Source organism: Streptomyces sp. NPDC033178 (genome assembly GCF_055577685.1).
Genome location: NZ_JBVIPT010000008.1, coordinates 265,535 through 279,401, shown reverse-complemented (window position 1 = coordinate 279,401; position 13,867 = coordinate 265,535). Strand labels below are relative to the sequence as shown.

The 13,867-nt window shown below is 67.0% G+C and carries 12 protein-coding genes and 1 tRNA gene; 2 read left to right on the top strand and 11 right to left on the bottom strand.

Features of this window, described 5'->3' with window-relative positions:
• Window positions 1–24: 24 nt before the first annotated feature.
• The 10 genes from rpoB to ACZ5VQ_RS21885 form a co-directional block, all read right to left on the bottom strand.
• A complete protein-coding gene (gene rpoB / locus ACZ5VQ_RS21930) occupies window positions 25–3,507 on the bottom strand; it encodes a DNA-directed RNA polymerase subunit beta (protein WP_200397742.1) in 3,483 nt (1,160 codons plus the stop codon).
• A 663-nt stretch (window positions 3,508–4,170) separates the two neighbouring features.
• A complete protein-coding gene (gene rplL / locus ACZ5VQ_RS21925; protein ID WP_143642864.1) occupies window positions 4,171–4,554 on the bottom strand; it encodes a 50S ribosomal protein L7/L12 in 384 nt (127 codons plus the stop codon).
• A gap of 109 nt (window positions 4,555–4,663) precedes the next feature.
• The gene (gene rplJ / locus ACZ5VQ_RS21920; protein ID WP_055610505.1) at window positions 4,664–5,194 is read right to left on the bottom strand and encodes a 50S ribosomal protein L10; all 531 of its coding nucleotides are present in this window, start codon (window positions 5,192–5,194) and stop codon (window positions 4,664–4,666) included.
• A 310-nt stretch (window positions 5,195–5,504) separates the two neighbouring features.
• A complete protein-coding gene (locus tag ACZ5VQ_RS21915) occupies window positions 5,505–6,365 on the bottom strand; it encodes an SCO4651 family lipoprotein (protein WP_469106345.1) in 861 nt (286 codons plus the stop codon).
• Window positions 6,366–6,530: 165 nt separating this feature from the next.
• Window positions 6,531–7,454 (bottom strand): SCO4651 family lipoprotein, encoded by a 924-nt coding sequence (locus ACZ5VQ_RS21910; protein ID WP_469106344.1) that lies wholly within the window; start codon window positions 7,452–7,454, stop codon window positions 6,531–6,533.
• A gap of 163 nt (window positions 7,455–7,617) precedes the next feature.
• Entirely contained in the window at window positions 7,618–8,343 is a 726-nt protein-coding gene (rplA, locus tag ACZ5VQ_RS21905) for a 50S ribosomal protein L1 (RefSeq protein ID WP_143642867.1), read from the bottom strand.
• A 77-nt stretch (window positions 8,344–8,420) separates the two neighbouring features.
• Entirely contained in the window at window positions 8,421–8,855 is a 435-nt protein-coding gene (gene rplK / locus ACZ5VQ_RS21900; protein WP_030359033.1) for a 50S ribosomal protein L11, read from the bottom strand.
• A gap of 181 nt (window positions 8,856–9,036) precedes the next feature.
• A complete protein-coding gene (nusG, locus tag ACZ5VQ_RS21895) occupies window positions 9,037–9,939 on the bottom strand; it encodes a transcription termination/antitermination protein NusG (RefSeq protein WP_469106343.1) in 903 nt (300 codons plus the stop codon).
• A 77-nt stretch (window positions 9,940–10,016) separates the two neighbouring features.
• Window positions 10,017–10,304, bottom strand: coding sequence for a preprotein translocase subunit SecE (gene secE, locus ACZ5VQ_RS21890; RefSeq protein WP_055610500.1), 288 nt, complete (start codon window positions 10,302–10,304; stop codon window positions 10,017–10,019).
• 110 nt (window positions 10,305–10,414) lie between these two features.
• Window positions 10,415–10,487, bottom strand: a tRNA-Trp gene (locus ACZ5VQ_RS21885).
• Window positions 10,488–10,690: 203 nt separating this feature from the next.
• On the opposite strand from ACZ5VQ_RS21885, the gene ACZ5VQ_RS21880 reads away from it, so the two are divergent.
• A complete protein-coding gene (locus ACZ5VQ_RS21880) occupies window positions 10,691–11,917 on the top strand; it encodes a pyridoxal phosphate-dependent aminotransferase (protein WP_469106342.1) in 1,227 nt (408 codons plus the stop codon).
• Window positions 11,918–12,077: 160 nt separating this feature from the next.
• Window positions 12,078–13,106 (top strand): adenosine deaminase, encoded by a 1,029-nt coding sequence (locus ACZ5VQ_RS21875; protein WP_469106341.1) that lies wholly within the window; start codon window positions 12,078–12,080, stop codon window positions 13,104–13,106.
• Here ACZ5VQ_RS21875 and ACZ5VQ_RS21870 read toward each other — a convergent pair.
• Window positions 13,051–13,770 (bottom strand): hypothetical protein, encoded by a 720-nt coding sequence (locus ACZ5VQ_RS21870; protein WP_469106340.1) that lies wholly within the window; start codon window positions 13,768–13,770, stop codon window positions 13,051–13,053. The two genes, ACZ5VQ_RS21875 and ACZ5VQ_RS21870, sit on opposite strands and share 56 nt — an antisense overlap.
• Window positions 13,771–13,867 lie beyond the last annotated feature (97 nt).

Genomic DNA, 13,867 nt, shown 5'->3' with positions numbered 1-13,867 from the left:
TTCAGGGAGCCCCGGCCAGACCCGTCAGACCTCTTCGACGCTGCTCGGCTCGCGCCGGGACAGGTCGATACCGAGCTCCTCCGCGGCGCGGAAGACGTCCTCGTCCGTGTCGCGCATCTCGATGGACATGCCGTCCGAGGACAGCACCTCCACGTTGAGGCAGAGCGACTGCATTTCCTTGATGAGCACCTTGAAGGACTCGGGAATGCCGGGCTCGGGGATGTTCTCGCCCTTGACGATGGCCTCGTAGACCTTCACGCGGCCGGTCACGTCGTCGGACTTGATGGTCAGCAGTTCCTGGAGGGCGTAAGCGGCGCCATAAGCCTCCAGCGCCCACACCTCCATCTCACCGAAGCGCTGGCCACCGAACTGGGCCTTACCACCCAGCGGCTGCTGGGTGATCATCGAGTACGGACCGGTCGAGCGGGCGTGGAGCTTGTCGTCGACCAGGTGGTGGAGCTTGAGGATGTACATGTAGCCGACCGAGATCGGCTCCGGGAACGGCTCGCCGGAGCGGCCGTCGAACAGGGGCGCCTTACCGGTGGGGAGCACCATGCGCTCGCCGTCGCGGTTCGGGATGGTGTGCTGCAGCAGACCGGCCAGCTCGTCCTCACGCGCACCGTCGAAGACGGGGGTGGCGACGTTCGTGCCCGGGTCGACCTTGTCGGCCTCGATGGACTGCAGGCGCTGCGCCCAGTCGTCCGCCAGACCGGAGACGTCCCAGCCGCGGCTGGCGAGCCAGCCGAGGTGGATCTCCAGGACCTGTCCCGGGTTCATTCGGGACGGGACACCCAGCGGGTTGAGGATGATGTCGACCGGGGTGCCGTCCTCCAGGAACGGCATGTCCTCGATCGGCAGGATCTTGGAGATGACGCCCTTGTTGCCGTGACGGCCGGCGAGCTTGTCACCGTCGGTGATCTTGCGCTTCTGCGCCACGTAGACACGAACCAGCTGGTTCACGCCCGGCGGCAGCTCGTCGCCCTCTTCACGGTCGAAGACGCGGACGCCGATGACCTTGCCGATCTCGCCGTGCGGCACCTTCAGCGAGGTGTCGCGCACCTCGCGCGCCTTCTCACCGAAGATCGCGCGGAGCAGGCGCTCCTCCGGGGTCAGCTCGGTCTCGCCCTTGGGCGTGACCTTGCCGACCAGGATGTCGCCGGCGACGACCTCGGCACCGATGCGGATGATGCCGCGCTCGTCGAGGTCGGCCAGGACCTCCTCGGAGACGTTCGGGATGTCCCGGGTGATCTCCTCGGGGCCGAGCTTGGTGTCACGGGCGTCGACCTCGTGCTCCTCGATGTGGATCGAGGAGAGGACGTCGTCCTGGACGAGGCGCTGCGACAGGATGATCGCGTCCTCGTAGTTGTGGCCCTCCCACGGCATGAAGGCGACGAGCAGGTTCTTGCCCAGCGCCATCTCGCCTTCCTGGGTGGCCGGACCGTCGGCGAGAACCTGGTTCTCGACGACCCGGTCGCCCTCGTCGACGATCACCTTCTGGTTGACCGAGGTGCCCTGGTTGGAGCGCGAGAACTTGGCGACGCGGTACGTGGTGTACGTGCCGTCGTCGTTGGCGACGGTGATGTAGTCCGCGGATACCTCCTGGACGACACCCGCCTTCTCGGCCTTGATGACGTCGCCGGCGTCGACGGCGCAGCGGTACTCCATGCCCGTACCGACGAGGGGGGCCTCGGCGGTGATCAGCGGCACGGCCTGGCGCATCATGTTCGCGCCCATGAGGGCACGGTTGGCGTCGTCGTGCTCCAGGAAGGGGATCATCGCGGTCGCGACGGACACCATCTGGCGCGGGGAGACGTCCATGTAGTCGACGTCGTCACCGGGGACGTAGTCGACCTCTCCACCACGACGGCGGACCAGGACACGGGCCTCGTCGAAGCGCATGTCGTCATTGAGCGAGGCGTTGGCCTGCGCGATGACGAACCGGTCCTCCTCGTCGGCGGTGAGGTAGTCGACGTCGTCGGTGACCTGGCCCTCGACGACCTTGCGGTACGGCGTCTCGACGAAACCGAACGCGTTGATCCGGCCGTAGGAGGCGAGCGAGCCGATCAGGCCGATGTTCGGGCCTTCGGGGGTCTCGATCGGACACATGCGGCCGTAGTGCGAGGGGTGCACGTCACGGACTTCGAAGCCGGCCCGCTCACGGGACAGACCACCCGGGCCGAGCGCGTTGAGACGACGCTTGTGCGTCAGGCCCGACAGCGGGTTGTTCTGGTCCATGAACTGCGACAGCTGGCTGGTGCCGAAGAACTCCTTGATGGAGGCGACGACCGGCCGGATGTTGATCAGGGTCTGCGGCGTGATCGCCTCGACGTCCTGGGTCGTCATCCGCTCACGGACGACACGCTCCATACGCGCCAGACCCGTACGGACCTGGTTCTGGATGAGCTCGCCGACGTTGCGCAGACGACGGTTGCCGAAGTGGTCGATGTCGTCGGTCTCGACGACGATCGAGGCGCCGTTGGGACCAACGGTCTCGGTCTCACCGGCGTGCAGCTTCACCAGGTACTTGATCGTCTCGATGATGTCTTCGACGGTCAGGATCCCGGCGTCCAGCGGGGCCTCGCTGCCCAGCTTCTTGTTGACCTTGTAACGGCCGACGTTGGCGAGGTCGTAGCGCTTCGGGTTGAAGTAGAGGTTCTCCAGAAGCGTCTGCGCGGCCTCACGGGTCGGGGGCTCGCCCGGACGCAGCTTGCGGTAGATGTCGAGCAGTGCGTCGTCCTGGCCCTGGGTGTGGTCCTTCTCCAGGGTTGCGCGCATGGACTCGTACTCGCCGAACTCCTCGAGGATCTGCTCGGTCGTCCAGCCGAGAGCCTTCAGGAGAACGGTGACGGACTGCTTGCGCTTGCGGTCGATGCGGACACCGACCATGTCGCGCTTGTCGATCTCCATCTCCAGCCAGGCACCCCGGGAGGGGATGACCTTGACCGAGAAGATGTCCTTGTCGGACGTCTTGTCGATGGAGGAGTCGAAGTAGACACCCGGCGAACGGACCAGCTGCGTCACGACGACACGCTCGGTGCCGTTGATGACGAAGGTGCCCTTGTTGGTCATGAGCGGGAAATCGCCCATGAAGACCGTCTGGGACTTGATCTCGCCGGTCTCGTTGTTGGTGAACTCGGCCGTGACGAAGAGCGGGGCGGCGTACGTGAAGTCGCGCTCCTTGCACTCGTCGATCGAGTTCTTGGGAGGCTCGAAGCGGTGGTCGCGGAATGTCAGGGACATCGACCCGGAGAAGTCCTCGATCGGGGAGATCTCCTCGAAGATCTCCTCCAGACCGGACTTGGTGGGGACGTCCTGTCCGCTGTCCAGAGCCGCCTCGACACGAGCCTTCCACGCGTCGTTTCCGAGCAGCCAGTCGAAGCTCTCGGTTTGCAGCGCAAGAAGGTTCGGAACCTCGAGGGGCTCCTTGATCTTTGCAAAAGAGATGCGCAGCGGGGCGGTGCTGGCGCCGTTGTTCGTATTCGCGGAGGCAGTGCGCGAGGCGGCCAAGAGGGGGTCCTTCCGAGGGCTCGGACTCACTACGCGCGTACCGGTCCCAAGCCGGACACCGGGACAGCCGTTTCCTGAATCAGCCAAAAGGCCAGGTCAGGATCGGTTCAATCCACAGTGCTGAAGCGAGGGCATGCCCCTGGTGACGGGCAGGAGGCAGCTAACAGGCAGCGCAAAGGGTCAGTGTAGCCACTAGGCCCACTGATGTCCAGTGCGGGTTTTTGAAGACCCTCGTTGTTCTCAACCCCTGCTGCAAGCCACGCCCTCGATGCACATCGATACTGCCCTCTTCGCCACCGATCCATGCCTCGGATCCGGATCGTTGTGACGACGCGTCCTGAGAATTGCGCGCTGCGTGCGGTTCGTCAAGGCCCCCCATGCCCGAACCGGGTGCTGCCATCGTCACTTGCAACCCGTCTTGCAACCTGTCTCGCTGCCCGTCACAGGGCGGCCGGAGGCACGAACGAAGATCACCATACTCGTCGCGACCGACAGCGCAAGGCAGTCGCCGCACGGCCCCCTCGAACGCCGAAGAGCGACCACCCAGATGGATGATCGCTCTTCGGTGCGTCAGCGTTACAGCCCCTGCTGGAGCGGCTGTGTCGGCTCGCTGGAGCCGCTGCCACGGCGCCCCTGAGGGCGCCTGGCGGACGGCTCGTGGTGTTACTTGACCTCGACGGAGGCGCCGGCGCCCTTGAGGGACTCGGCGGCCTTCTCGGCGGCGTCCTTGGCGACCTTCTCGAGGACCGGCTTCGGAGCGCCGTCCACGAGGTCCTTGGCCTCCTTCAGACCCAGCGAGGTCAGCTCACGCACGACCTTGATGACCTGGATCTTCTTGTCGCCGGCACCCGTGAGGATGACGTCGAACTCGTCCTGCTCGGCCTCGGCCTCGGCGGGGGCGGCGGCACCGGCGGGGCCGGCAACGGCGACCGCGGCGGCGGCGGTGACGTCGAACTTCTCCTCGAAGGCCTTCACGAACTCGGAGAGCTCGATGAGGGTGAGGGACTCGAACTGCGCGAGCAGCTCTTCCTGGGACAGCTTCGCCATGATGGCGTCCTTCCACTAATTCGGCAGGTGCCGGATGTACTGGTGAGGCGGGCGTACGTTCGGCCCGCTACGACCGTCGCCTCAGGCGGCGGTCAATGCGCGAGCCGAATTACTCGGCACCGCCCTGCTCTTCGAGCTTGACGCGAAGCGCCTCCGCAGTGCGGACGAACTTCGACGGAAGCGCCTGGAAGAGCTGCGCAGCCTGAGTCTGCTTGCCCTTCATGGCACCCGCCAGCTTGGCGAGCAGAACCTCGCGGGACTCGAGGTCCGCAAGCTTCTTGATCTCGTCGGCGGACAGCGCCTTGCCGTCAAGGACACCGCCCTTGATGACGAGGTTGGGGTTGTCCTTGGCGAAGTCACGAAGACCCTTCGCCGACGTCACCGGGTCACCGGAGATGAAGGCAACCGCCGTCGGACCGTTGAACAGGTCGTCGAGCGTCGAGATCCCGGCCTCGTTGGCCGCGATCTTGGTCAGCGTGTTCTTCACCACGGCGTACTGGGCGTCTTCACCGAGCGAACGACGCAGCGTCTTGAGCTGCGCCACGGTGAGACCCCGGTACTCGGTCAGCACAGCGGCGTTCGAGCTGCGGAACTGGTCCGCGAGCTCGGCTACCGCGGCAGCCTTGTCGGGCCTTGCCATAAGCGTGGCCTCCTTCCGGGTGATGAGGACCGCTCAGAAGGAGACTGGGAAAACGAAACGCCCCGGCGCAGGCGCACGGGGCGTGACTCGACCGAACGGATCCGTACGAAGTACGGGACTGCCCGGGAGTTCATCCACAGTCACCTACGCGGGTCGTCCGCAGTTTCAGCGGATCCTTCGGTCACCGCGCCCTCTAACAAGCACACGGCAACGACCAGCGGTCTTTGGCTTCTGTGGAAGGTTACGTGAACGGGTCGCTGTCAAGCAAATCCGTACGTGGGCCGACGCCGAACGCCGGCCCACGCCGATGTCAGCTCTCGATGTCGCCCATCATCTCGGCCAGGTCCATGACGTCCTTGGCGGGCGGCGCCTCGACCGTCACGGGCTTGTTGTAGTCGACGAAGGTGATGGTCATGTCGAGCTTGCCCTTGTCGGCGTCGCCCTGCATACGGAACTGCTTGGTGCGGTCGTCGCCGTCGATCCACATGTCCATCGTGAGCGCGTCCACGCCCATCTTCTCGTACTGCTCAAGGCTCTTCTCCCGCTGCTCGCGGGTGGTCTTGCTCTCGTCCTTGAGGGACTTGCGGAACTCGTCGAGGGTGACGGTGCCCTTGTAGTGGGTGGTCTCGACACCTTCGACCTTCTCGGTGCCGACCTTCTTCACGTCCTTGGAGCCGGTGAGGAAGGTGGACTCCTGGGCGGGGTTCTTGTCGGCCGTCCCGGCGCCCGGAGCCGCGCCCCCCAGCGCGTCGTCGCCCAGCGTGGACAGGTCGAACTTGATCCAGCTCTTGCCGTCCAGCTCCTTGGCGGCCGCGGCGCCGCCGCCTATGTACATCGCCTTGTCGACGAGGCGGATCTCGGCGGTGCCGTCCGCGCCCTGGTCCAGAGCAGTCATCTTCATGCTCATGGCGACGTCGGGCTTCATGCGCATCTGGGCGTCGGCCTTGACGCGCCCCTCCTCAGGGGTCCTGCCGGTCATCCGGTAGCTGATGGAGGTGATGTCCTCCGTGTTCTTCGCCGCCTTGGCCACGGCCGCGGCGGGCGTCATCTTCGGCGACTCCTGGCTCGCGCCGTCCTTCGAACAGCCGACGGCACCCCCGGCGAGCACCAGCGCGGCGAGTGCCGCACCGGTCGTCCTACGACGCACGGATCCGCGCACAGAAAACTTCATGGTTCCCCCCAAGGAACAGATGAGCGACTCACAGACAGGGCGCGAGCGTATCCCAGAGGGACTCGGCAGTCCTCCGAGTTCCTTGAGGCCTGTGTGACGCCCGGGACGCCTGTGGTACGCCCGGGGCCGCCCGGATGGCGCCCCCTGCGTCCCGTACCGGAGCTCTCAGGCCGCCGGCTGAGTCTGCATCAGGTCCTTGAAGTCGGCGGTGTCGCCGGCCGGGGGCTCCTCGGTGGAGACCTTCACGCCGTAGTCGCTGTAGAACGCCGTGGAGGACATCGAGCCGGTCGCCAGCTCGCCCTTCTCGACCTTCTTGACCAGCAGATCCTCGTCGTTGACCCATATGTCGATGGTCTCGGTGGTGACTCCGGCCTGCTCCAACTGGCGCTTCATGTCGGCCAGTTGGTCCGCGGTGAGGTTCGAGCTCTCGCCCGCGAGGTCCGCCACGTCGACCGTGCCCGAGTAGTGCGTGGTGTTCTCGCCGCGCACCTTCTCCTCGCCGACCTTCTTGACGTCCCCGGAGGCCAGCAGGAGCTTCACCGACTGGTTCGGCGTGGTGTTCTGCATCTGGTCCTTCATGTACGCACCCGATCCGCCGGCGAGGTCCGCCAGGTCGTCGTACGCGTACTTGATCCAGTGCTTGCCGCCGGACTGCTCGGCGAACTTGTCGCCCATCTTCGCGTAGTAGGCGTCCGGCAGATAGCGGGCCTCCATGGAGGTGGTGCCCAGCTGACGCATCTGGTCGGCCATCGTGCCGCCGGTGTACGTGATCGTCAGGGTGCCGGTGAGACCGTCGGACCAACCGAGGGCGCCGTCCGCCTCCATGGACATGATCGTGCCCATGGTCGTGGTGGACTCGACCTTGGCGGAGTCGGCCTTGTCGGTGGACTTCTCGACAGTGCGCAGGGCCGCGATCGGGTTCGCCTGCGTCTTGGCCTTGCCGGCCGCCTTGTCGCCCCCTCCGGAGCTTCCGCCCGAGCTCCCGCCCGAACCCCCGTCGGAGTCCGAGCCGCTACAGGCCGCGACCCCCGTCAGCGCGGCGGCCATCGCGATCGAGACAGTCGCGCGTCGCACGGCAGTGCTCTTCATTCGTCCCCCTATGCGATTCCTGTGCCTTGCACGCTAGCGCAGGGCACTGACACCCGGTCCGGAAACGGGCATCTGACAAAGAGGGACGGGCCCCGCACCTCGAAAGGTTGCGGGGCCCGTCCTGGAATCGCGTGTGCGACGCGGCTGCCGGTGAGCGTCAGGCTCAGACGGCGGCCGGGTCCTCCTCGACGAGGAGGTTGCGGGTGCGGTTCGGGTCGAGCGGGATGCCGGGGCCGATCGTGGTGCTGATCGCGGCCTTCCGGATGTAGCGACCCTTGGCGGCGGACGGCTTCAGACGGAGGATCTCCTCCAGCGCGGCGCCGTAGTTCTCCACCAGCTGGGTCTCGTCGAACGAGGTCTTGCCGATGATGAAGTGCAGGTTCGAGTGCTTGTCGACGCGGAACTCGATCTTGCCGCCCTTGATCTCGGTCACGGCCTTGGCCACGTCCGGGGTCACGGTGCCGGTCTTCGGGTTCGGCATCAGACCACGCGGGCCGAGGACACGGCCCAGACGGCCGACCTTGCCCATGAGGTCCGGGGTGGCGACGACGGCGTCGAAGTCCAGACGGCCCTTCGCCACCTCGTCGATGAGCTCGTCGGAGCCGACGATGTCGGCGCCCGCGGCGGTCGCTGCCTCGGCACGGTCACCGGTCGCGAAGACCAGGACCCGGGCGGTCTTACCGGTGCCGTGCGGGAGGTTCACGGTGCCACGGACCATCTGGTCGGCCTTGCGCGGGTCGACACCCAGGCGGAAGGCGACCTCGACGGTGCCGTCGAACTTGCTCGTGGAGGTCTCCTTGGCGAGACGGACGGCCTCGAGCGGGGCGTACTGCTTGTCCCGGTCGATCTTGGCGTCCGCAGCGCGGAGAGACTTGCTGCGCTTGCTCACTACTGCTCCTGTGTGTTCTGAGGAGTCGTGGTGTGGGCCGAGCAGGCCCTGCCACGGTCTTTCCTACGGGGTGGAGGTCAGCCCTCGACCGTGATGCCCATGGAACGGGCGGTGCCGGCGATGATCTTCGACGCGGCGTCCAGGTCGTTGGCGTTCAGGTCGGGCATCTTCGTGGTGGCGATCTCGCGGACCTGCGCCTGGGTGATCTTGGCGACCTTGGTCTTGTGCGGCTCGCCGGAGCCCTTCTCCACGCCCGCGGCCTTGAGGATCATCTTCGCGGCCGGCGGGGTCTTGGTGATGAAGGTGAAGGAGCGGTCTTCGTAGACCGTGATCTCCACCGGGATCACCCAGCCACGCTGCGACTCGGTCGCGGCGTTGTAGGCCTTGCAGAACTCCATGATGTTGACGCCGTGCTGGCCCAGCGCGGGGCCGACCGGCGGCGCCGGGTTGGCCGCACCGGCCTGGATCTGGAGCTTGATGAGCCCCGTGACCTTCTTCTTCTTGGGAGGCATTGCTCTCTCCGGGTCCTAGTGAGAGTTTTCAGCCGCCGATCCGGATCATCCGGACGGAGGCATACCGCACAACGATAACGGGTATCTGTGCGCGACCAAAAACCGAGCAGGTCAGACAGGCTGTGAAGGCCCGTCTGACCTGGTCGGAGGCGTGTGTTCCGGAAGATCGTCCCGCGAGGGGTCAGTTCTTCTGGATCTGGTCGAAGCTCAGCTCGACCGGGGTCTCGCGGCCGAAGATCTCGACGAGGCCCTTGACCTTCTTCGAGTCGGCGTTGATCTCGTTGATGGTCGCCTGCAGCGTCGCGAACGGGCCGTCGGTGACGGTGACCGAGTCGCCCACCTCGAAGTCCAGCACCTGGACCTCGAGCTTGCGGGACGGAGCCGGCTTGCCCTCGGCCTCGGCCGCCTCGCGGGCGGCCTTCTCCTCGGCCTCCGGGGCGAGCATCTTGACGATCTCGTCCAGCGTCAGCGGGTACGGGTCGTACGCGTTGCCCACGAAGCCGGTGACGCCGGGGGTGTTGCGGACGACGCCCCAGGACTCGTTCGTCAGGTCCATGCGCACCAGCACGTAGCCGGGGAGCTTGTTCTGACGGACGGTCTTGCGCTCGCCGTTCTTGATCTGCGCGACCTCTTCCTGCGGCACCTCGGCCGCGAAGATGAAGTCCTCGACGTTCAGAGAGACGGCACGCTGTTCGAGGTTCGTCTTCACGCGGTTCTCGTAACCCGCGTACGTGTGGATGACGTACCACTCGCCGGGCAGCCTGCGGAGCTCCTCGCGGAGCGCCACGACGGGGTCGACCGGCTCGGCCTCTTCCTCGGGCTCTTCGGGCTTCTCGGCTTCTTCGGCCTCGTCGGAGACGACCAGGTCCTCGGCGTCCTCGGCGTCCACGTCGGCCTCGACGTCCTCACCGGACTCGTCCTCGACGTGCAGGGCAGCCTCTTCGGCGGCCTCGCCCACTTCGGCGTCGGCAGCCTCGACCTCGTCCTCGACGTCCGCGCCCTCGACGATGTCGAGCTCGTCGTCAACGGACTCGGCTTCCTGTCCGCGCGGCTCGACGGCGTCGTTCAGGTTCGGGTCAGACACGGTGGCTGCTTCTTCCTGGATCATGGGGGTGGAACACGCGAAAGCGGGCGCCGGGTACGGCGCCCTTCGCGCTTGGCTCAGCCAAATACGTACTTGGCGGCCTTGTCGAGTCCAAAGTCAATCACAGTCACCAGACCGATCATGATGACGACGAAGACAATCACCACTGTGGTGTACGTCGTCAGCTGATTGCGGGTCGGCCAGACAACCTTGCGGAGTTCCGCGACGATCTGGCGGTAGAAGAGGGCAAGGCGCTTCAGCGGGCCCTTCTTGGCACGCTTACCGCCCTTGCGGCCCTTCTTCTGGGACTCCGGCGCCTCATCCTGGGCATCAGGCATGTCGATGGAGCCCACGGCGTCCGTCACTCGTCCTCACCTGATTCCGGGTCGTGGCCGTGCCGCGCCCGGTTATGAGCCGCACGGCGGTGCAATGCAGTACGTACATGCGCACACATCCTGGCGAAAGGAGTGTGTAGCAGGGCCGGAGGGACTTGAACCCCCAACCGCTGGTTTTGGAGACCAGTGCTCTACCAATTGAGCTACGACCCTTTGTTTCCCCAACAACGTACCGCATCCGCCCGGGTGCTCGGTGTGCACCGGGTGGGCGCGGCCGGTGAAGGCCAACGAGGTGAGAGTGTACGTGGTCGACGGCCGGTCGTCGAACAGAAAGTGTCCGTAAGGACTTTGTCGGCCGACGCTCACTCTGTGAAACCGGTGTGCCGGGGAGGTTTCGTGTCTGGAACGATGGGCCCATGAGCGCTGCAACCCCTCCCACCGAGCGCCGGGTCTCCGCCCGGATCGGTGCGATCTCCGAGTCCGCCACCCTCGCCGTGGATGCCAAGGCCAAGGCCCTCAAGGCCGCAGGACGTCCGGTGATCGGCTTCGGCGCCGGTGAGCCCGACTTCCCGACCCCGGGCTACATCGTCGAGGCCGCCATCGAGGCCTGCAAGAACCCGAAGTACCACCGGTACACGCCGGCCGGCGGCCTTCCCGAGCTGAAGGCGGCGATCGTCGCCAAGACGCTGCGCGATTCCTCCTACGAGGTTGACGTCTCCCAGGTCCTGGTGACCAACGGCGGCAAGCAGGCCATCTACGAGGCGTTCGCCGCGATCCTCGACCCGGGCGACGAGGTCATCGTTCCGGCGCCCTACTGGACGACGTACCCGGAGTCGATCCGTCTCGCCGGCGGTGTCCCGGTCGAGGTCGTCGCGGACGAGACCACCGGTTACCGCGTCTCGGTCGAGCAGCTGGAGGCGGCCCGTACGGAGAAGACGAAGGTCGTCCTCTTTGTGTCGCCGTCCAACCCGACGGGTGCGGTCTACAGCGCCGAGGACACCGAGGCGATCGGCCGCTGGGCCGTCGAGCACGGCCTGTGGGTGCTGACGGACGAGATCTACGAACACCTGGTCTACGGGGACGCGAAGTTCACCTCGCTGCCGGCGATCCTGCCGGAGCTGCGCGACAAGTGCATCGTGGTCAACGGCGTCGCGAAGACATACGCGATGACCGGCTGGCGTGTCGGGTGGATCATCGGTCCGAAGGACGTGGTGAAGGCCGCGACCAACCTCCAGTCGCACGCCACGTCGAACGTGTCGAACGTCGCCCAGGTCGCCGCGATCGCCGCCGTCTCGGGCGACCTGACAGCCGTCGCCGAGATGCGCGAGGCCTTCGACCGCCGCCGCAGGACCATCGTGCGGATGCTCAACGAGATCGATGGCGTGCTCTGCCCGGAGCCCGAGGGCGCGTTTTACGCGTACCCCTCGGTGAAGGCCCTCATCGGCAAGGAGATCCGCGGCAAGCGCCCGCAGGACTCCGTCGAGCTGGCCGCGCTGATCCTGGAGGAGGCCGAGGTCGCGGTCGTCCCGGGCGAGGCCTTCGGCACGCCGGGCTACCTGCGGCTCTCGTACGCGCTGGGTGACGAGGACCTCGTCGAGGGCGTCTCGCGGATCCAGAAGCTGCTGGCCGAGGCCAAGGACTGAACCTCCTCACCGTGAGTGGGTACGAGCGGGCCGCCTCCCTGGGAGGCGGCCCGCTTCTTCGTGTCCTGGTTCGTGACTTGCGTTCGTGTCTCAGTGCGAGCAAGACCACGTTCAGGGAAAGCGCTACCGATACGGACGCGGCGTACGGCAGGATCCTGGAATGGAGCACGTACGTGATGTCTCTGAGCTGCCCAAAGCTCATCTGCACCTGCATTTCACCGGGTCGATGCGGATCACCACTCTGCTGGAACTTGCCGACAAGCACGGGATCCACCTTCCCGACGCGCTGACCAGCGGGGAGCCGCCGAAACTGCGAGCCACCGACGAGCGGGGCTGGTTCCGCTTCCAGCGGCTGTACGACGCGGCGCGGTCGTGCCTCAGAGATCCCGAGGACATCCAGCGGCTGGTGCGGGAGGCCGCCGAGGAGGACCTCAGGGACGGCTCGGGGTGGCTGGAGATCCAGGTGGACCCGACCTCGTACGCGCCCCGGCTGGGCGGGCTGATCCCGGCGCTGGAGATCATCCTGGACGCCGTGGACTCGGCCGTGCGCGAGACCGGGCTCGGGATGCGGGTCCTGGTGGCCGCGAACCGGATGAAGCATCCGCTGGACGCCCGCACGCTGGCCCGGCTGGCCGTGCGGTACGCGGACCGCGGCATCGTCGGCTTCGGGCTCTCCAACGACGAGCGGCGCGGTATGGCGCGGGACTTCGACCGGGCCTTCGCCATCGCGCGTGAGGGTGGACTGCTGGCCGCGCCGCACGGCGGCGAGCTGACCGGCCCTGCGTCCGTCCGTGACTGCCTGGACGACCTGCACGCCTCGCGGATCGGGCACGGGGTGCGGGCGGCCGAGGACCCGCGGCTCCTGAAGCGGCTCGCGGACCGGGGCATCACCTGTGAGGTCTGCCCGGCGTCGAACGTCGCCCTGGGGGTGTACGAAAAGCCGGAGGACGTCCCCCTGCGCACACTTTTCGAGGCGGGGGTCCCGCTGGCACTCGGTGCGGACGACCCGCTGCTGTTCGGCTCGCGGCTGGCCGCCCAGTACGACATCGCGCGCCAGTATCACGCCTTCACGGACGCCGAACTGGCCGAGCTCGCACGGCAGTCTGTACGGGGTTCTGCGGCCCCGCAGGACATCAAGGCGAAGCTGCTGTCCGGGATCGACGACTGGCTGACCGCCCCGGTCGTCTGAAGTGGGCGTAGGGCGGGTACGCCTGGAAGCCGATGTCCAGCTCCGGCCCTCGTCCCCAGGTCAGCGGCAGATGTGTGGAGAGCGAGGCGACCAGCACGTCCCGCCCCTTGGCGGCACCCTTGCCGAGCGGGCCGAAACCCGCCGCCAGCTCCAGGTGGACGGACGCCGAGGCGAAGGTGTCCCGGGCGCCGAAGAGGAACAGCGTCCGGGCGTGGACGGCGGGCTGGATCCGGTCGACACGGTCGAGGTGGTCCCAGCGCTGGTTCCAGCGCGCCTGCCAGTCGGCGGCGTGGCGCGCGGTACGCCGTTCGTCGGTGCGAACGGTCCTCGGGGTACCCCGAGCCAGCCTGCGGCGCAGCGCAGGCCAGGTGGAGGGACGCAGGCCGAGCGACTGGTGTGCGAGGACCAGGTCGACCGGCACTCCGGGCGCGAACGTCCGGGGAACTCCGTCCCGCAGCGGGACGTGGACGACCGTGTGCGGGGAGTACGCGGCGAACGAGAACAGTGCGGCGAGGCGGGCCAGTCCGTCGTGGTCGCCGACCAGATAGCCCCAGCCCCGCAAGGGGTCGCTGAGCGTGGTGTGCCGCAGCGCGGGGCGCGGCTGGACCACCCGGAACGCGTACCGGCCGGCGCTCGGCCGGAACTCATCGACCCTCAGCCGCACAGGAGTTCTCTCATGACCCCAGGGTGATCGCCGGGCCGGGCGACCGGCAAGCGAAATATCCCGCCGCCGCACTCGGCGGGCGGCGGGGGCGCCCCGG